The sequence below is a fragment of the Luteimonas arsenica genome (assembly GCF_004352825.1).
Taxonomy (GTDB): domain Bacteria; phylum Pseudomonadota; class Gammaproteobacteria; order Xanthomonadales; family Xanthomonadaceae; genus Luteimonas; species Luteimonas arsenica.
In genome coordinates, this window is sequence record NZ_SJRW01000002.1 from 416,142 (window position 1) to 433,158 (window position 17,017).

Consider the following 17,017-nt stretch of genomic DNA (forward strand, 5'->3'; position numbering starts at 1 on the left):
TCTGTCCGGGCGGGGCCCGGCCAATTATGAACAGGGAGGGAGCCGGGGCCGCCAAGGGGCCGGAAAAGTTAAGGACCAATTCACCGCCTGCTTCCGAGAATCTCCGCATCGCCCCGGGGCTTCGGCTGTCCGGGCGCGTAACTTTCTGTATTCTCTTGAAAATGCCCGCCATGACCGCCTGTCGCCTGTCCCTGGTTGCCTGCCTGTCGGCCGCGTTTGCGCTGACAGGCTTGGCGCATGCTGACGACGGCCGTCGCCCGGCCCGTGGGGCCACGCCACCGCCTCGAGCCGCCGAACAGGCGGCCCGTCCCCAGCGTCCCGTCGTGCCGTCGCCGCGGGCCGCCCGCAACGACGCGCTGGCCGACTCCGTCCGGCGGGTGCAGAGCCGGACCGGCGGGCAGGTACTGAGCGCGGAACGCGTGCCCTACGACGGACGCGACATCAGCCGGGTCAAGGTGGTCGACGACCGCGGCCGCGTGCGCGTCTACATGGACGACCCGAGCTCGCGCCGCGCGCCGCGTCCTACACGTGGCGACGACGACTGAATTCGCACCCTAGCGTGAGCCCCCAAGCCCGGCGCGGATGTCCGCGGCGGACCTACTGGAGATATCGATGCGCATCCTCCTGGTCGAAGACGAAGCCCCCCTGCGTGAGACCCTCGCCGCGCGCCTGAAGCGCGAAGGCTTCGCGGTCGACGCCGCGCAGGACGGCGAGGAAGGCCTGTACATGGGCCGAGAGGTTCCATTCGACGTCGGCATCATCGACCTCGGCCTGCCGAAGATGTCGGGCATGGAGCTGGTCAAGGCCCTGCGCGACGAGGGCAAGCAGTTCCCGGTGCTGATCCTGACCGCGCGCTCGAGCTGGCAGGACAAGGTCGACGGCCTCAAGCAGGGCGCCGACGACTACCTGGTCAAGCCGTTCCACGTCGAGGAGCTGCTGGCGCGCATCAACGCCCTGGTGCGCCGCGCCGCGGGCTGGAGCAAGCCGACCCTGGAATGTGGTGCGGTGGTGCTGGACCTGGCCGCGCAGACGGTCACCGTCAACGGCAGCAACGTCGACCTCACCAGCTACGAGTACAAGGTGCTCGAGTACCTGATGATGCATGCCGGCGAACTGGTCTCGAAGGCCGACCTCACCGAGCACATCTACCAGCAGGACTTCGACCGTGACTCCAACGTGCTCGAGGTCTTCATCGGCCGCCTGCGCAAGAAGCTCGACCCCGAGGGTACGCTGAAGCCGATCGAGACCGTGCGCGGCCGCGGCTACCGCTTCGCGATCCCGCGCAACGGCGAGGGCTGAGCCCGGCGGGCGCAGGGCGCGCCCGCGGGCGGCAGGAGGCGGCGTGGGGCAGGGGAGCAAGCAAGGAACACTGGCCTGGAGGCCGCGCTCGCTGCAGGCGCGGCAGCTGTTGGCCGCGAGCCTGGGCCTGCTCGCCTTCCTGGCCGGTGCAGGCTACGCCCTGGATCGCGCCTTCGTCGACGTCGCCAGCGAACTCCAGCGCGACCGCCTGCGCAGCTACGCAACCTCGTACGCGCGCGACATCGAATTCGATCGCGCCGGCAACCTGATCCCGCCCTATACCCAGCCCGACGAGCGCTTCGAGCGCCCGGGCAGCGGCCTGTACGCCGAAGTGGTGCTGCCCAATGGCAACTGGTCGTCGGAGTCCACCCGTGGCCCGCAACTTCCCGAGGCGGAACTGCTGGAGGGCGGCCTCGAGAAGTTCGAAGGCCCGCTGGCGATCACCCACGGCGACGGCGCCTACGGCGAGGTGCTGCGCTACGGCAAGGGCTTCATCTGGGACCTCGAGCAGCGTCCGGAGGCCGAGTTCCCGTACACGATCTACATCATGGAGGACGCCGGCATCCTGCCGCAGCAGGTCCGCGTGTTCCGCGCCGCGCTCTGGGGCTACCTTGGTATCGCCGGCCTGGTGCTGCTGCTGTTGCAGGCCGTGGTGCTGCGCTGGAGCCTGTTGCCGCTGCGCCGGGTGGTGGCCGAGCTCAACCGCGTGCAGCGCGGCCAGGCCGACCGCATGAGCGAACTGCACCCGCGCGAGCTCGAGCCCCTGACCGAGAGCATCAATGCCCTGGTCGAAAGCGAACGCCAGAACCTCGACCGCCAGCGCAACACCATGGCCGACCTCGCGCACAGCCTGAAAACGCCGCTGGCGGTGCTGCGCACGCGCTTGGACAGCGACGCCGGCGAGGCTGAGCTGCGCGCCGACGTCGCCGACCAGGTGCAGCGCATGAACGAGCTGGTGAGCTACCAGCTCAGCCGCGGGGCGTCGGGCGGGCACCAGCTGTTCGCTGCGCCGGTGGAGATCGAGCCCTACGCCGATGGCATCGTGCGCGGGCTGGAGAAAATCTACGCCGCCAAGGGCGCGGTGTGCGAGTTCGAGATCGATCCGGAGGCGCGCTTCCACGGCGAGCCGGGCGACCTGCAGGAGCTGCTGGGCAACCTGCTCGAGAACGCCTTCAAGTGGGCGCGGTCACGCGTGCTGCTCACCGTCGAACAGGGCGAGAGCGCGCCGAAGCGGCGGCCGGGGCTGGTCCTCATGGTCGACGACGACGGACCCGGCATCCCGCCCGAGCGCATCGCCCATGTCCTGCAGCGCGGCGTGCGCGGCGACGAGCGCGTGCAGGGCCATGGCATCGGCCTGTCGATCGTGCAGGACATCGTGCGCAGCTATCGGGGCGAGATGGAGGTGTCGGCATCGCCGGAGCTGGGCGGCGCGCGCTTCCTGGTGCGGCTGCCTCCGGGGCTGTGACCGCGGCTCAGCCGTGGGCGAAGGGCGAGGGACCGTACAGGCGCCGCAGATGTGCGGCGACCGGCGGCAGCTCGCGCGCGAGCAGGGCCGGATCGCTGAAGTGGTACTCGCTGCAGACGGCGAAGAATTCCTCCGGCGCCTCGGCGGCATAGGGGTCGATCGGGGTGTGCAGGCCGCGGTCGACGCGCTCGACGAAGGCGTCGTAGGCCTGCTGGAAGTCGCGAGCCCATTCGCGCTGCCAGGCGCGCGGCAGCGGCGGGGTGCCGTCGAGCAGGCCGTCGAGCGCATCGAGCTTGTGCACCATCTCGTGCACCGCCACGCAGAAGCCCTCGCGCGGGGTCTCCAGGTCGGCGGCGACGTCGGCCCAGGACAGCACCAGCGGGCCGTGTTCCCAGGCTTCGCCGGCAAGGTCGTCCTCCCACTCGTGCATCACGCCGGCGGCGTCGACATGGCTGCGGTCGACGCGGAAGGCGTCGGGATACACCAGCAGTTGGGACCAGCCGTGCAGGCCCTCGGCGCCGAACTCCAGCAGCGGCAGGCAGCACAGTGCGGCCAGCGAGGCGCGCGCGGCATCGTCGAGCGCGAGGTCGCCGACCGGAGTGATGGCCTTCTCGTGCAGGAAACGCGCGGCCAGCGCGCGCAGGCGCGCATCGCGTTCTTCGTCGAGCGCGGCCACCCAGGGCACGTCGCGGCGGACCTGCCGCCAGGTGCCGGGATCGATGTCGGCGGGGGGGCGCCGGAAGAGGCGCCTGATCACGCTTCGCCCCTAGCGGAACATCCCTGGCAGGAAGCTGTGCCAGCGTGGCGGGCGCGTGGCGTCGACATCCGTGCCCGTCGTGCCGCGGGGAATCGCCGGCTTCTCCGAATCCTGGCGCCTGGCGGCTCGCGCGGGATCGACGTCGGGCGCGGCGCCGGCCGGGTAGTCGGCGGTGCAGGACGAGCCGTCGCCGCCGGCGCTGGCCATGCGCGCATCGCGGGCCTCCGCCGGAAGGGCGAGGCAGAGCAGGAGGGCGATGGGCAGGGCGCGGACGGACATGGCAGAGCCTGTTCGATGACCGGGTGAACCTCCGGATCATACATGGCTGGCGGTGACATGCACGCGCTGGCGGGCCGGATCTCCGCCAGGTGTGATAATCCGGCCATGCCCGCCCATGACGAAGCCCTGGCCCCGCGCGAGGTCGATGCCGCCGAAAAGGCCCTGTTGCTGCGCCTGGCCGCCGGGCCGGTGTCGGGCGACACACTGGCGCGCGAGGCGGGCCTGACCCGGGCCGCGGTGTGGAAGCGGATCGAGGCCCTGCGCTCCGCCGGCGTCGCGGTCAGTGCGCGGCCCGGGCTCGGCTATTCGCTGGATGCGCCCCCGGACCTGCTCGATGCCGACGCGATCGCCGCTGCTCTGTCCGCCGATGTCCGCGAGGCCGTGCACGGCCCCGTGGTCGCCTGGACGATCGATTCCACCAACAGCGAGCTGCTGCGGCGGCGCACGCCGGCACGCGGCGTCGAGGTGCTGTTCGCTGAGCGGCAGCTGGGCGGGCGCGGGCGGCTGGGACGCGAGTGGGCGTCGCCGCTGGCAGCCAATCTCTACCTGTCGCTCTCGCGCGGCTTCGAGGGCGGACTGGCTCGCCTGGGCGGGCTGGGCCTGGTCGCCGGCGTGGCCGCGGCCGAGGCCCTGCACGGGCTCGGCTACGGCAGGGTGCGACTGAAGTGGCCCAACGACCTTGTGGTGCCCGATCCCGCGGACGGTGTGCTGCGCAAGCTCGGCGGTCTGCTGGTCGAGGGTGGCGGCGAACATGCGGGGCCGGTGCGCGCGGTGGTCGGGCTTGGCCTCAATGTGCGCATGCCCGCGGCCGCTGCGGCTTCGATCGACCAGCCGTGGTGCGACCTGGCGGGCCTCGGGCATCCGACGCCGCCTTCGCGCGATGCACTGGCCGCGGCCCTGGTCTCGCGCCTGGTGCCGGCGCTGGCGCAGTTCGATCACGATGGCCTGGGCCCCTTCCTGCCGCGCCACGCCGCGCTGGACGCGCTGTCGGGCCGTGCGGTCGACGTGCGCGCCGGCAACAGGGTGCACGCGGGCCGGGCGCTGGGCCTGGCGCCCGATGGCGCGCTGCGCGTGGACATCGACGGCGCGGAACGCCACTTCCATGCTGGCGAGGCCAGCCTGCGCGCACGCCGGGTGGCGGCGTGAGCGACTGGCTGTTCGACCTCGGCAACACCCGGCTCAAGCTGGCGGCGCTCGGTGCCGGCGGCGCCGGCGACGTGGTCGCGTTCGCACACGAAGGCGGTGTGCTTGACCCGGCCTGGACCGCGGCCCTGCCGCCGCGGATCGAAGTGGCATGGCTGGCCAGCGTGGGTCCCGCTGCGCTGCGCGCATCCCTGCTGCAGGCGCTGGTGCCGCGTGCCGCCCGCGTGGTCGAAGTGCGGGTGGAGCGCACCATGGCGGACGTGCGCGTCGGCTACGCGGAGCCCGCCCGGCTGGGCGTGGACCGCGCCCTGGCCATGGTCGGTGCGCGTGCGTATGCGCGCGGCTGGGCGCTGGTGATCGGGGTGGGCACGGCGCTGACCGTCGACCTGCTCGATGCCGAGGGCCTCCACCATGGCGGCAGCATCGCGCCCTCGCCTACCCTGATGCGCGAAGCCCTGCATGCGCGCGCGTCGCAGCTGCCCGCCGAGGGGGGTTCGGCGATGGACTTCGGCGTGGACACGGCCGACGCGCTGGCGGCGGGCTGTCTCGGCGCCGCACTGGGTCTGGTCGCACGCAGCCGCGAAGCCGCCGCCGCGCGCGCCGGGCAGGCGCCGATGCTGCTGCTGCACGGCGGTGGCGCGCGCGCGCTGCTACCGCACCTGGACGATGCCGTGCACGCGCCTTCACTGGTCATGGAAGGCCTCGCGCGGCTGGCGCGGCAACCTGCGCGCGCGGGCTAGAATCCGGCCATGCCCGCACGCGCACTGCTTGTCCTCATGGTCATGCTCAACTTCGGCGTCGCCACCTGGTGGCTGCTGCGCCCGGGGCCGTCGTCGCCGCCAGCGTGGCTGCAGCCCGACGACGTGCCGCGGCTGCAACTGCTGGGCGAAACGTCGGCGGACGGTGCGGCCAGCGGGAATGTCGCGGCGCCCGCACCTGCCGGCGAACCGGAGGCCATGCCGACGGCCGTCCCGGCCGCGGCGACAGGCGACCACGCCAACGGACCTTCCGCCGGGAGTGGCACGCCCGCGGTCGTGGCGGCTCCGCAGCAGGTTGCCGATGCCGCCGCGTCCACGCAGGGTGTCGCCGAGCTGCGCTGTTTCAGCTTCGGTCCCTTCGCGGATGCGTCCCCGGTCGCCGCCGCCCGCGGGCTGCTGCAACCTCTGGGCGCGGCGCGCATGCGCGTTCGCGACCAGGTGGAGGCCCCCCGCGGCTGGCGCGTGGCGATGGCACCGCAGGCCGACCGTGCGGCGGCGGATGCGCTGGCGGCGAAGATCAGGGCCGCGGGCTTCGACGACCTGCTGGTCGTGCCGGGCGGCGAAGAGGCCAACGGCATCGCGCTGGGCCGCTACGGCAGCGAAGCCGCCGCCCGCCGTCGTGAATCGGCGCTGCGCGCCGCCGGCTTCCCGGCCCTGGCGCAGCCCGTCGGCGATGCCGGCACGCGCCATTGGCTGGACGTGGCCGCGGGGCCGGGGTTCGACGCCGAGGCCGCGCGCCGCGCGGCCGGCGCGGCGCAGGCGCGGGACATCGGCTGCGCCGGCATCGTGGATGCCACCACGGCAGGCTAGAATGCGGCGCGCCCGACGTGGCGCATCGTGCCGGCATAGCTCAGCTGGTAGAGCAACCGCCTTGTAAGCGGTAGGTCGTCCGTTCGAATCGGACTGCCGGCACCACGATGCGCGTGGCGCATGCGCCCCCTGCGCGGATCGCCGACTTTCCATTGGAGGAACCCCATGTCCCTGAAACTGCAGCCCGTGTCCGTGTTCGGCGTGCCCACCGACGTGGGAGCCGGCACGCGGGGGGCATCCATGGGCCCGGAGACGCTGCGCGTGGCGGGATTCGTCGAGGCACTGGCCGCACGCGGGGTCGATGTGGTCGACCGCGGCGATGTCAGCGGGCCGCGCAATCCGTGGATGCCGCCCGTCGACGGCTACCGCCACCTCGACGAGGTCGTGGCCTGGAACCGCGCGGTGATGGAGATGTCGGCGGCTGAACTCGAGGCCGGACGCATGCCGGTGATGCTGGGCGGCGACCATTGCCTGGGCATGGGCTCGATCGCCGCGGTCGCCCGCCACTGTCGCGCGAAGGGCAAGCGCCTGCGCGTGCTCTGGCTCGACGCCCACGCCGACTTCAACACCTCCGCCATCACGCCTTCGGGCAACGTCCACGGCATGCCCGTGGCCTGCCTCTGCGGGCTGGGGCCCGATGTGCTGGTCAACCTGGGCGGGCAGGGGCCGATGATCTCGCCGGCCGACGTGCGCCAGATCGGCATCCGCTCGGTCGACCCGGAGGAGAAGCGCCTGGTGCGCGAGCACGGCCTGGACATCTATGACATGCGCTACATCGACGAGGTCGGCATGAAGCAGGTGATGGAGGAGGCGCTGGCCGGCATCGACGCCGACACCCACCTGCACGTGAGTTTCGATGTCGACGTGCTCGATCCTTCCATCGCGCCGGGCACCGGCACCCGCGTTCCCGGTGGCCTCGACTATCGGGAGGCGCAGCTGATGATGGAGATGATCGCCGACGCCGGCGGTGCCGACTCGCTCGACGTGGTCGAGGTCAATCCCGCGCTTGATCGCCGCAACCGCACTGCGCGGCTGGCCGTGGACCTGGTGGAAAGCCTGTTCGGCAAGTCCACGCTGATGCGCGACTGAGCGCAGTCCATGAATGGACACCGCCGCTCCCGGGCCGCCCGGGCGGCGTCTAAACGCGATTTTCACCCCTGCCTGCGTTTCATGGTCCGACCCGGGCGAATCACGCCCGCGGCATTGACCACCATTGGAGAGTCCCATGAAGCGTATTGCCCTGCTGTGCCTGATCTCGATGTTCTCTGTCGGCATGCTGTCCGCCTGCAACACCGTCAAGGGTGCGGGCAAGGACGTGCAGAAGGTCGGCGAGAAGGTCGAGGACGCCGCCGAAGACACCGGTGCGACCGATCCGCGCTGAACGCCGGGTCATCGAAGTGAAGACCGGCGCAACGAATCCTTGACCGCACCACCATGGCCGCTTGGGCAGGATGGACCCCGATCCTCCGCATCGCGGAGATCGTTCCCCCATCGAACGAGGTAAGACCATGAACAAGGACATCATTGCCGGCAAGTGGACGCAGGTGAAGGGAAAGGCCCAGGCCAAGTGGGGCAAGCTCACCGACGACGTGTTCGACGTCGCGGAGGGCAACGGCGAATACCTCGCCGGCAAGCTGCAGGAGCAGTACGGTTGGGAGCGCGAGCAGGCCGAGCGCGAGGTCCGCGAATTCGAGAAGACCCTCGACTGAGTTCCCGACCGGAGCCCCGGTCCACTGATCCACGATGTAGTACGCACGACGGGCCGGCCTCTGCCGGCCCGTCGTGCATTCGGGACACGGGCATGGTCCCAAGGGGCGCGGGTCCGGCCAGTGCCCCCCGCGCGGGCTAAAATGCGCCGTTCCCAATCTTCCGGCCTTTTCATGAGCCTGCGCGTCCTCACCGGCATCAAGCCCACCGGCGTTCCCCACCTCGGCAACTACGTCGGCGCCATCCGCCCGGCGGTGGCGGCGAGCGCGGCGGATGACGTCGAGAGTTTCTTCTTCCTCGCCGACTACCACGCCCTGATCAGCACCCAGGATCCGGTGCGCGTGCAGCGCTCGACGCTTGAGATCGCGGCCAGCTGGCTGGCCTGCGGGCTCGACCCCGAGCGCGTGGCCTTCTACCGCCAGTCCGACGTGCCCGAGACTACCGAGCTCACCTGGCTGCTGTCCTGCGTGGCCGGCAAGGGCCTGCTCAACCGCGCGCATGCCTACAAGGCGGCGGTCGACCGCAACCGCGACGAGGGCCAGGACGAGGACGCCGGCGTCACCGCGGGCCTGTACATGTACCCGGTGCTGATGGCCGCCGACATCCTGCTGTTCAACGCGCACAAGGTGCCGGTGGGTCGCGACCAGGTGCAGCACATCGAGATGGCGCGCGACTTCGCGCAGCGCTTCAACCACGTCTATGGCGAGCACTTCACCCTGCCCGAGGCCGCGATCGAGGAGCAGGTGGCGACCCTGCCCGGCCTGGACGGCCGCAAGATGTCCAAGAGCTACGACAACGTCATCCCGCTGTTCGCGCCGCGCGAACAGCTGCGCAGGCTGGTGTTCTCGATCGTCACCGACTCGCGGGCGCCGGGCGAGCCCAAGGACACCGGGGGTTCCGCCCTGTTCCAGCTCTACCAGGCCTTCGCCGACGGGGGTGAGGCCGAAGCCATGGCCAGGTCCTTCGCCGCCGGCGTCGCCTGGGGCGAGGCCAAGGAGCAGGTCTTCGAGCGCATCGACGCCGAACTGGCGCCACTGCGTGAGCGCTACCAGTCACTGTCCGCCGATCCGGCCGGGATCGAGCGCATCCTGCGCGTCGGCGGTGAGCGGCTGCGCGACGAGCAGGCGCGGCCCTTCCTCGCACACCTCCGGCACGCCGTGGGCCTGCGCGACCTGGCGGCCGTGCATGGCGGCGGCAGCGATACCGGCGACGATGCCGCGAAGACCGCGCCGCCGGCGTTCAAGCAGTACCGCGAGGCCGACGGCCGCTTCCACTTCAAGCTGGTCGATGGCGACCTGCTCCTGCTGCAGGGCGAGGGCTTCGAATCGCCGCGCGAGGTCGGGCGCATCGTCGCCCTGCTGAAATCCGGCGCCGTCGCACCGCGCGTCGACGGCGCCGGCCGCGTGTGGCTGGACGATGCACACATCGGCGGCCTGGGCGAGGGCGTCGACCCCGAGGCGCTGCTGCGCGCGCTGGAACGCTTCACGGAGGATGCGGAATGAATCCGCTGGTCGAGGTCAACCTGACCCTGATCCTGTTCCTGCCGTGGTTCCTGATCCTGTCGGTGCTGTTCTGGATCTACCCGCGCCAGCCCCGCGGGTTCGCGCGTCGCCTCTACGACCTCGCCGCCGTGGCGCTCTCGCTCGGACTGTTCGTGGCCAGCCTGTACTGGCTGCAGGACATCGCCGACCCGGCGCACGGGCGCATGTGGCGGCAGATCCTCGCGACCGCGGCCGGCTACGGCGTGTTCCTGGGCGCGATGCTGGTGGCGTTCGTCGTGCGCGCGATGCTGTTCCGGCGCAGGACCTAGACCAAGGCAGGAGGGCCCGCGGACGCCGCGGGCACTAGACTCGGGGCTGGCCTGCAACGGAGTTCCGAGCGTGCAACCTGGCGATGGCATCACCCTCATCGACACCGGCTTCGGCGAACGCCCCGCGTTCTGCGCCGCCTACCTGCTGGTGGAATCTGGGCGCGCGGCGTTCATCGACTGCGGCACCCTGCACAGCGTGCCGACCATGCTCGCGGCGCTGGACGCGGCGGGCCTGGCGCGCGATGCCGTGGATTTCGTCGTCGCCACCCATGTGCACCTCGACCATGCCGGCGGCGCGGGCGCGCTGCTCCGGGAACTGCCGGCGGCGAAGCTGGTGGTGCATCCGCGCGGCGCACCGCATCTCATCGATCCGGCGAAGCTGATCGCCAGCGCGCGCCAGGTCTACGGCGACGCGCTGTTCGAACAGGCCTACGGCGGGCTGGTGCCGGCGCCGCCGGAGCGGGTGGTGGAGGCCGCCGATGGCCATGTCGTCGACCTTGCCGGGCGGCCGCTGCTGCTCGCGCACACGCCGGGGCACGCCCTGCACCATCTTTCGGTGTGGGATGAGCGCAGCCGTACCTGGTTCACCGGCGACAGCTTCGGCATCTCCTACCGGGAATTCGACGTCGGCGGCAGCGCCTTCGTGATCCCGACCACCTCGCCGGTGCAGTTCGATCCGGCTCAGATGAAGGATTCGATCCGGCGCATGCTCGCCAGGCAGCCGGCAGCCTGCCACGTCACCCACTACGGCGCCGTGCGCGGCGACGTGCAGCGCGTCGGCCTGCGCCTGGTCGAACAGGTGGACGCGATGGTCGCGCTGGCCCAGTTTCTGGCCGATGCGCCCGACCGCCACGAGGCGCTGAAGCAGGCGCTGACGAAGCTCTACGTGGACCGCGCGCGGATCCACGGCGTCTCCGACCCGGAGCGGACGGTGCCCGAACTGCTAGCGCTGGACATCGAACTCAATGCCCAGGGCCTGGCCGTGTGGCTGGAGCGGGAGCGGAAGAAGGCACAGACGGCCTGATCGCGCGCGGGACCGCAGCGGGGCATGCAGAAGCTGCGGCCGGCTGGCGCGCTCAGTCCCAGGCGTTGAGGTGCGGCCCCGGTGGCGTGCGCTGCATGCGCACCACGCAGAAGCGGTGGCCGCTGGGTGCCTCCATCACCCACCAGGTGTGGATCTTTTCGATCCGCTTCGCACCCAGGGCTTCCAGGCGCGAGGCTTCGGCGTCGACGTCGTCGGCCTCGATGTCGAGGTGGATGCGGCTGTCATGGCCGACTTTCTGCAGCAGCAGGATGGGCTCGTCGCGTTCGGTGCACAGGCGCGCGTACTTGCCGTCGCCGTCCTCGTCCGCCGACTGCACGCGCTTGCCCAGCGCCTGGCTCCAGAACGCCACATGCGGCGCCAGGTCGTCGACCCGGCAATCCAGCACGAAGGTGGACAAGCGGCTGTGGTGGGTCATGGGGCTGCTCCGGGATATCAGTGGGCGTGGCCGCCGGTGTCCCTCTCGGCCTGGCGGTAAATCGCGTACTCCTTGTCGTCCAGACGGTACCACTGCAGGGCGAACACCGCCGCCGCGCGTTGCTCGTCGCTTGTGCCCGCGTCGCTGGCGGTCCACAGCAGGGCTTCCTTCAGCTGCGGGGAGTGCGCACGTGTGGCGATCACGCCGGCAATGGCGGCGTGCCGGACCTGCGGGGACTCATCGAGGATGGCCCGGGTGAGCAGTTGCCTCGCCTGCTCCGGCTCGGCCCATTGCGCGGCGTGAACCACGCTGCGCGCGCGCACGTCCGGATCACGGTGGCTGGTGAGCGCCTGCAGGGCATCGGCCATCGGCTCGGTGTCCGAGGCCGGCAACACCGTCGGAACGGCCAGGCCGACGACCTGGGCGAGCACCTGTGGATCGCGTTCGTTGCCCAGGCCGGCGAGTACCGCGTCGCGGACCTCCGCAGCATCGAGCGGGAACGCGGCCAGCAGGTCGTAGCCGCGTAGGCGGGTCGCGGCGTCGCCGCCGGACACGAGTTCGAGTGCGAAGTCGCGCAGTTCGTCGTCGGGATGTCGCTGCAGTTCGGCGAGCAGGGCGCCACGCACGTCTTCATCGAGCTCGGTGGCATAGCGCTGCATGAGCGCCCGGCGCGCGTCCCCGTCCGGGACGCCCCAGGTGGTGGCGTTGCCCTGCATCGCCAGTGCCGCGCCCTCCGCGGAAGGCGCAGCGCCGCCGGGCAGGGCGTCCGTCACCGTGGGCGCGGTACCCGGCCCGGCCTGCCGAATCCACGTCGCGACAAGCAACGCAGCGGCCAGAACGGCCACGGCCAGGCCGGTGACCAGGCCGCGGCGACTCATCGCAACTCCCACGCGTCACGGCCGCCCGCCGTGCAGGGCGGGCGCCGGAACCCGGTGGGGCAAGGGGTCAGCATTGTGGTGCGACGAAACCGTTCGAGCCTGTGTAGGTGTAGGCATCCGGAATGAAGCGGCCCGTCCCGATCCGGTTCCAGATGTTGCTGGTGCCATAGTAGCCGGCGATCGACTGGCCGCGGGTCTGGCACTGGATGCTCACGCTGGCGCCGTTGGCGAGCGAGCCGACGATGGAATGGCTGGTGGACGAACCGCTGCGCACGTTGAGGTTGGCGCCGTTGGTGCGGACCGTGCCTGCGGCGCCGCCACCGCCGCCACAGCCGTTGCGGCTGGTGTAGCTGCGGGTGCCCCAGTAGTAGGCCCCGCTGCCGTTGAAGACGATGCTGACGGCGGAGCCGTTGCGGCGCTGTTCGTAGTGCAGGTGCGGACCGGTGGAACCGCCTGTGGAACCGACGGTGCCGATGCGCTGGCCGCGCGAGACCTGCTGTCCAACCGACACCGACCAGGAGTTGAGGTGGGCGTAGTAGGTGGTCCAGCCGCCGCCGTGGTCGATCACGACGTAGCGGCCATAGCTGGTGTTGCCGAGGTTGCGCACCACGGTGACCCTGCCCGCGGCCGAAGCGACCACCGGGTCGCCAAGATCGTTGGCGCGGTTGAAGTCGATCGAGCGCTGTGGCGAATGGTTGGTGCGGGTCTGGCCCGACCAGGTCTGGTTGCAGGGAAACGGCAGCTGGAAGGCGGGTGCCGCGTGGGCGGCGGTCCCGAGGGACGCGAGCACGGCGAGCAGGGCAAGGCGGGTGAGCGGGCGACGGCGCATGTGGATCTCCCCTTTCCGGCATGGCGACACGGCCTGCTGGCCGCGCCGGATGCGCGGGTTCCGCGCACCCGCCGATCATCGCCAGGGGAAATCGACCCGGATACCTGGGGGAAACCCGGAAGCGGCGGGCTGCCGCTTCCGGTCTGCTGCAGTGTCAGCCCGGCAGCGACAGGTCGTCGAGCAGCGCCTTGAGGAAGCGCGCGGCCTCGCCGCCGGTGGCGGCGCGGTGGTCGAAGGTCAGCGAGATCGGCATGCGGCGATGCACTTCGATGCCGCCGATCACCGCGACCACGTCCTGGCTCAGCTTGCCCGCGCCGACGATCGCCACGCACGGCGGCACCACCACCGGCGTGGCGTAGCGACCGGCGAACATGCCGAAGTTGGACAGGCTGATGGTGTAACCCGACAGCTCGCTGGCGGGGATGCTGCGGTCCTCGACCTGCTGGCGCAGGCGCTGGATGCCGGCGCGCACGCCCGCGGGGTCGAGCACGTCGGCGTTGCGCAGGGCCGGCACGAACAGGCCGTCCTCGGTGTCGACGGCGATGCCGATGTCGACCTGCGGATGCATCGTGCGGGTCAGGCTGTCGCCGTCGAACCAGGCGTTGAGGGCCGGCACCGCCTTCGCCGCGGCGCAGATGGCGCGGATCAGGCGGGCGGTGATGTCCTGCTTGCCGACCCAGGCGTGCAGGTCGGCGTCGTCGACGAGCGTCGTCGGCACCACCTTGCTGTGGGCGTCGGCCATGACCCGCGCCATGTTGCGGCGCACGCCCTTGAGCTGCTCGGGCTGGCCGCTGGCGGCGACGCCCGGCGGCTGGGTGCGCATGGGCTTGCCGGAGGCGGACAGGCGCGTGCGGTCGCCGGCGTCGCGCGCGGCGGGTGCGGGTGCGGGTGCGGCAGCGGGGCGCTGCGCGGCCGGGGCCGCCGGGGCGGCCGCAGGCGCGGCGCCGATCGCCGCGGAGCCGTCGGCGGCGGCGCGCTTCACGTCGGCCATGGTCACGGTGCCGTCGGCGCCGGTGCCCTGTACGCGGGTGATGTCGACCTTGAGCTTGCGCGCCTGCGCGCGCACCGCGGGCATGGCGCGCACGCCGCCCACGGCGACCGCCTGCTCGCTGCGCACGGCGTCCGACGACTGCATCGCGCCGACCACGGTGCCGCTGTCGCTGCGCTCGCCGCCGGCCTCGCCCTTGGGCGCGGGCTCGCCGGCGTCGCTGATCGCGCCGCCTTCGTCGGAGGCCACGACCCTGTCGTCGGGCGCCGGGTCCTGGCTGCCGACGCCATGGCCGCCACCGCCGTGGTGGTGGCCGGTGTCCTGGCCCTCGGCGCGCTGCGGCAGGCTGGGATCGATCTCGAACTCGGCCAGCATCGCGCCGGTGATCACCACGTCGCCGGCGGCGCCGGCCAGCTTCAGCACCTTGCCCGAGACCGGGGAGGGCACGTCGACCACGGCCTTGGCGGTCTCCATCGACACCAGGTTGTCGTCCAGGCGGATGGTGTCGCCCTCCTTGACGTACCACTCCACGATGGTGGCGTCGGGCAGGCCCTCGCCGAGGTCGGGGAGGTGGAAGGTCTTCTTGTCGGCCATGTCGGTCCTCGGGAAATCGGTGCTCGCGGGAGCGTTTGCGTATTTGTCGTGCGCGCCGGCCTCAGCCGGCGGCGATGGTCCGCTTCGCCGCGGCGACGATCTTCTCGACGCTGGGCAGGTACTTCATTTCCAGACGGAACAGCGGGATGTGGGTGTCGTAGCCGGTGACGCGCTCGACCGGGGCCAGCAGGTCGTACATGCACTCCTCGGCCAGGCGCGCGGCGATCTCGCCGCCGAAGCCGGCGGTCTTGGGCGCCTCGTGCACGATCACGCAGCGGCCGGTCTTGGCGACCGATTCGGCGATGGTGGCGAAGTCCAGCGGTGTCAGCGTGGCGACGTCGATGACCTCGGCGCTGATGCCGTCCTTCGCCAGGGCCTCGGCGGCTTCCAGCGTTTCCTTCACCTGCGCGCCCCAGGTCACGAGCGTGACGTCGGTGCCGTCGCGGAGCACGAAGCACACGTCCAGCGGCAGCGCTTCGCCGTCGTCGGGCACGAGCTCCTTGTACTGGCGGTAGATGCGCTTGGGCTCCATGAAGATCACCGGATCCGGCTCGCGGATCGCGGCCAGCAGCAGGCCGTAGGCGCGTGCCGGCGAGGAGGGCAGGACCACGCGCAGGCCGGGGACGTTGGTGAACAGCGCCTCGTTGGCCTCCGAGTGGTGCTCCGGCGCGCGGATGCCGCCGCCCCACGGCACGCGCAGCACCATCGGGCAGGTCAGGCGACCGCGGGTGCGGTAGCGGAAGCGCGCGGCGTGGCAGATCACGTGGTCGAGCATCGGGTAGACGAAGCCGTCGAACTGGGCCTCGGCCACCGGCTTCATGCCCTGCGCGGCCATGCCTACGGTCAAACCGGCAATCGTGGTTTCATCCAGCGGGGTGTCGATCACGCGCTGGTCGCCGAACTCGGCCTGCAGGCCGGCGGTGGCGCGGAACACGCCGCCGTTGACGCCCACGTCCTCGCCCAGCACCACGACCGAGTCGTCGTTGCGCATCTCGTACGCCAGCGCCTGGGTGATCGCCTCGATCAGGGTGATCGCGGCCGGCGCCGCGTCCTTCTTCGCCGCGGCGCTCACGAACGCTTCTCCGCGGCGATGGCGGCGGCGCGCTGCTCCAGCAGGTCGGCCGGCGGATCGGCGTAGAGGTAGTCGAACATGGCTTCCACGGGCTGCACCTTGCTCTCCAGGTAGGCGTTGATTTCCTCGTCGACCATGCGGCCGCACTCCTCGATCCAGGCCTTCTCCTGCGCCTCGTCCCAGGCGCCCTGGGCGCTGAGCCAGGTGCGCAGGCGGGTCATCGGGTCGCGGGTCCAGGCGTCCTTGACCTCGGCGTCGTCGCGGTAGCGTCGGGCGTCGTCGGCGGTGGTGTGGTCGTGCAGGCGGTAGGTCATGAACTCGATCACGCTGCCGCCTTCGCCCGAACGCGCGCGCGCCATCGCGCGGCGCATGCCCTCGAGCACGGCGAACAGGTCGTTGCCGTCCACCTGCAGGCAGTGCAGGCCGCCGGCCAGGCCCTTCTGCGCCAGGGTCTTGGCGCCGGTCTGCGCCTTGCGCGGCACCGAGATCGCCCAGCCGTTGTTGATGATGCACTGGATGAAGGGCAGGGCGTAGGCGCCGGCGGAGTTGATCGCGGCGTAGGTGTCGGTCTTCGACGAACCACCGTCGCCGCAGCAGGTCACGGCCACGCGATCCTCGCCGCGCAGCTTGAACGCGAGCGCGGAACCGGCGGCGTGCAGGCACTGGGTCGCGATCGGCACGCACCAGGGGAAGTCGTGCTTCGGGCCGGAGAAATCGTTGCCGCGTTCGTCGCCGCCCCAGTACATCAGCACGTCGCGCGGCTTCACGCCGCGCATGAACTGCGCGCCGTACTCGCGGTAGCTGGGGGCGAAGACGTCCTCGGGCCGCATCGCGGCGCCAATGCCGACGTGGGTGGCCTCGTGGCCCAGGCAGGCGGCGTAGGTGCCGAGCTTGCCGGTGCGCTGCAGGGCGATGGCCTTGGCGTCGAAGGTGCGCACCAGCAGCATCTGCTTGAACAGCGGCAGGATTTCGGTCGCCGAGGGCGCTTCCGGCGGCAGCTCGGCCACCAGGGTGCCATCCGGGCCAAGGTACTGGAGATATTCGATTTCGAAGGTCGCGGCAACGCTCATGCGGTCACGTGCTCGGTCATCCACGGGAGCCGGACATGATACCCGGACGATGTTCGGGGTTTGTTGCGCGGTGCGGCAAGGGCGGTCGGCCCGCCGCG

19 protein-coding genes, 1 tRNA gene and 1 pseudogene are annotated in these 17,017 nt (G+C 71.4%); 13 read left to right on the forward strand and 8 right to left on the reverse strand.

The window, feature by feature from the left end:
- The first annotated feature begins 170 nt into the window (after positions 1 to 170).
- The 3 genes from E2170_RS14240 (at position 171) to E2170_RS09400 (ending at position 2,764) form a co-directional block, all read left to right on the forward strand.
- Positions 171 to 545, forward strand: a complete 375-nt coding sequence (locus E2170_RS14240) for a PepSY domain-containing protein (protein ID WP_425477849.1) — start codon at positions 171 to 173, stop codon at positions 543 to 545.
- A gap of 67 nt (positions 546 to 612) precedes the next feature.
- Complete coding sequence (locus E2170_RS09395) at positions 613 to 1,299, forward strand: response regulator transcription factor (RefSeq protein WP_133000410.1); 687 nt, start codon at positions 613 to 615, stop codon at positions 1,297 to 1,299.
- A 70-nt stretch (positions 1,300 to 1,369) separates the two neighbouring features.
- A complete protein-coding gene (locus E2170_RS09400; protein ID WP_243708179.1) occupies positions 1,370 to 2,764 on the forward strand; it encodes an ATP-binding protein in 1,395 nt (464 codons plus the stop codon).
- Between the two features lie 7 nt (positions 2,765 to 2,771).
- On the opposite strand, the gene E2170_RS09405 is transcribed toward E2170_RS09400, so the two are convergent.
- Entirely contained in the window at positions 2,772 to 3,521 is a 750-nt protein-coding gene (locus E2170_RS09405) for a M90 family metallopeptidase (protein ID WP_425477850.1), read from the reverse strand.
- Between the two features lie 9 nt (positions 3,522 to 3,530).
- Positions 3,531 to 3,800, reverse strand: coding sequence for a hypothetical protein (locus tag E2170_RS09410; RefSeq protein WP_133000412.1), 270 nt, complete (start codon positions 3,798 to 3,800; stop codon positions 3,531 to 3,533).
- 105 nt (positions 3,801 to 3,905) lie between these two features.
- Here E2170_RS09410 and E2170_RS09415 point away from each other — a divergent pair, with 105 nt between their 5' ends.
- The 10 genes and pseudogenes from E2170_RS09415 (at position 3,906) to E2170_RS09460 (ending at position 11,052) form a co-directional block, all read left to right on the forward strand.
- Positions 3,906 to 4,946, forward strand: a complete 1,041-nt coding sequence (locus E2170_RS09415) for a biotin--[acetyl-CoA-carboxylase] ligase (protein ID WP_133000413.1) — start codon at positions 3,906 to 3,908, stop codon at positions 4,944 to 4,946.
- Entirely contained in the window at positions 4,943 to 5,683 is a 741-nt protein-coding gene (locus tag E2170_RS09420) for a type III pantothenate kinase (protein WP_133000414.1), read from the forward strand. The genes E2170_RS09415 and E2170_RS09420 overlap by 4 nt, the downstream gene beginning before the upstream one ends.
- Before the next feature lie 9 nt (positions 5,684 to 5,692).
- The gene (locus E2170_RS09425; RefSeq protein WP_133000415.1) at positions 5,693 to 6,511 is read left to right on the forward strand and encodes an SPOR domain-containing protein; all 819 of its coding nucleotides are present in this window, start codon (positions 5,693 to 5,695) and stop codon (positions 6,509 to 6,511) included.
- Positions 6,512 to 6,540: 29 nt separating this feature from the next.
- Positions 6,541 to 6,616 (forward strand) — tRNA-Thr (locus tag E2170_RS09430).
- Positions 6,617 to 6,676: 60 nt separating this feature from the next.
- Positions 6,677 to 7,600: an arginase gene (gene rocF / locus E2170_RS09435; RefSeq protein WP_133000416.1), complete on the forward strand. Its 924-nt coding sequence runs from the start codon at positions 6,677 to 6,679 to the stop codon at positions 7,598 to 7,600.
- A 136-nt stretch (positions 7,601 to 7,736) separates the two neighbouring features.
- On the forward strand, positions 7,737 to 7,892 hold the full coding sequence (locus tag E2170_RS09440; protein ID WP_133000417.1) for an entericidin A/B family lipoprotein: 156 nt from the start codon (positions 7,737 to 7,739) through the stop codon (positions 7,890 to 7,892).
- Between the two features lie 127 nt (positions 7,893 to 8,019).
- Positions 8,020 to 8,220, forward strand: a complete 201-nt coding sequence (locus E2170_RS09445) for a CsbD family protein (protein ID WP_133000418.1) — start codon at positions 8,020 to 8,022, stop codon at positions 8,218 to 8,220.
- A 171-nt stretch (positions 8,221 to 8,391) separates the two neighbouring features.
- Positions 8,392 to 9,597 (forward strand): annotated as a pseudogene (locus E2170_RS09450) (tryptophan--tRNA ligase); the annotation flags it as partial.
- Between the two features lie 119 nt (positions 9,598 to 9,716).
- A complete protein-coding gene (locus tag E2170_RS09455) occupies positions 9,717 to 10,028 on the forward strand; it encodes a hypothetical protein (RefSeq protein WP_133000420.1) in 312 nt (103 codons plus the stop codon).
- A gap of 70 nt (positions 10,029 to 10,098) precedes the next feature.
- Positions 10,099 to 11,052, forward strand: coding sequence for an MBL fold metallo-hydrolase (locus E2170_RS09460; protein ID WP_133000421.1), 954 nt, complete (start codon positions 10,099 to 10,101; stop codon positions 11,050 to 11,052).
- A 52-nt stretch (positions 11,053 to 11,104) separates the two neighbouring features.
- Here E2170_RS09460 and E2170_RS09465 read toward each other — a convergent pair whose 3' ends face one another.
- The 6 genes from E2170_RS09465 to pdhA all read right to left on the reverse strand — a co-directional run bounded on the left by E2170_RS09465 (position 11,105) and on the right by pdhA (position 16,919).
- On the reverse strand, positions 11,105 to 11,488 hold the full coding sequence (locus E2170_RS09465) for a VOC family protein (protein WP_133000422.1): 384 nt from the start codon (positions 11,486 to 11,488) through the stop codon (positions 11,105 to 11,107).
- 17 nt (positions 11,489 to 11,505) lie between these two features.
- A complete protein-coding gene (locus E2170_RS09470; protein ID WP_133000423.1) occupies positions 11,506 to 12,366 on the reverse strand; it encodes a HEAT repeat domain-containing protein in 861 nt (286 codons plus the stop codon).
- A 67-nt stretch (positions 12,367 to 12,433) separates the two neighbouring features.
- Positions 12,434 to 13,195: a peptidoglycan DD-metalloendopeptidase family protein gene (locus E2170_RS14155; protein ID WP_133000424.1), complete on the reverse strand. Its 762-nt coding sequence runs from the start codon at positions 13,193 to 13,195 to the stop codon at positions 12,434 to 12,436.
- A 154-nt stretch (positions 13,196 to 13,349) separates the two neighbouring features.
- On the reverse strand, positions 13,350 to 14,777 hold the full coding sequence (locus tag E2170_RS09480) for a dihydrolipoamide acetyltransferase family protein (protein ID WP_133000425.1): 1,428 nt from the start codon (positions 14,775 to 14,777) through the stop codon (positions 13,350 to 13,352).
- A gap of 61 nt (positions 14,778 to 14,838) precedes the next feature.
- A complete protein-coding gene (locus tag E2170_RS09485; protein ID WP_133000426.1) occupies positions 14,839 to 15,849 on the reverse strand; it encodes a transketolase C-terminal domain-containing protein in 1,011 nt (336 codons plus the stop codon).
- Positions 15,846 to 16,919 (reverse strand): pyruvate dehydrogenase (acetyl-transferring) E1 component subunit alpha, encoded by a 1,074-nt coding sequence (gene pdhA / locus E2170_RS09490; RefSeq protein WP_133000427.1) that lies wholly within the window; start codon positions 16,917 to 16,919, stop codon positions 15,846 to 15,848. Before pdhA ends, E2170_RS09485 begins: the two co-directional genes overlap by 4 nt.
- Positions 16,920 to 17,017 lie beyond the last annotated feature (98 nt).

Bases quoted from the DNA above. Each gene is read 5' to 3' on its own strand.
- E2170_RS14240 (WP_425477849.1), top strand. From the start codon at position 171: ATGACCGCCTGTCGCCTGTCCCTGGTTGCCTGCCTGTCGGCCGCGTTT.
- E2170_RS09395 (WP_133000410.1), top strand. From the start codon at position 613: ATGCGCATCCTCCTGGTCGAAGACGAAGCCCCCCTGCGTGAGACCCTC.
- E2170_RS09410 (WP_133000412.1), bottom strand. From the start codon at position 3,800: ATGTCCGTCCGCGCCCTGCCCATCGCCCTCCTGCTCTGCCTCGCCCTT.
- E2170_RS09415 (WP_133000413.1), top strand. From the start codon at position 3,906: ATGCCCGCCCATGACGAAGCCCTGGCCCCGCGCGAGGTCGATGCCGCC.
- E2170_RS09425 (WP_133000415.1), top strand. From the start codon at position 5,693: ATGCCCGCACGCGCACTGCTTGTCCTCATGGTCATGCTCAACTTCGGC.
- rocF (WP_133000416.1), top strand. From the start codon at position 6,677: ATGTCCCTGAAACTGCAGCCCGTGTCCGTGTTCGGCGTGCCCACCGAC.
- E2170_RS09440 (WP_133000417.1), top strand. From the start codon at position 7,737: ATGAAGCGTATTGCCCTGCTGTGCCTGATCTCGATGTTCTCTGTCGGC.
- E2170_RS09445 (WP_133000418.1), top strand. From the start codon at position 8,020: ATGAACAAGGACATCATTGCCGGCAAGTGGACGCAGGTGAAGGGAAAG.
- E2170_RS09455 (WP_133000420.1), top strand. From the start codon at position 9,717: ATGAATCCGCTGGTCGAGGTCAACCTGACCCTGATCCTGTTCCTGCCG.
- E2170_RS09465 (WP_133000422.1), bottom strand. From the start codon at position 11,488: ATGACCCACCACAGCCGCTTGTCCACCTTCGTGCTGGATTGCCGGGTC.
- E2170_RS09470 (WP_133000423.1), bottom strand. From the start codon at position 12,366: ATGAGTCGCCGCGGCCTGGTCACCGGCCTGGCCGTGGCCGTTCTGGCC.
- E2170_RS14155 (WP_133000424.1), bottom strand. From the start codon at position 13,195: ATGCGCCGTCGCCCGCTCACCCGCCTTGCCCTGCTCGCCGTGCTCGCG.
- E2170_RS09480 (WP_133000425.1), bottom strand. From the start codon at position 14,777: ATGGCCGACAAGAAGACCTTCCACCTCCCCGACCTCGGCGAGGGCCTG.
- pdhA (WP_133000427.1), bottom strand. From the start codon at position 16,919: ATGAGCGTTGCCGCGACCTTCGAAATCGAATATCTCCAGTACCTTGGC.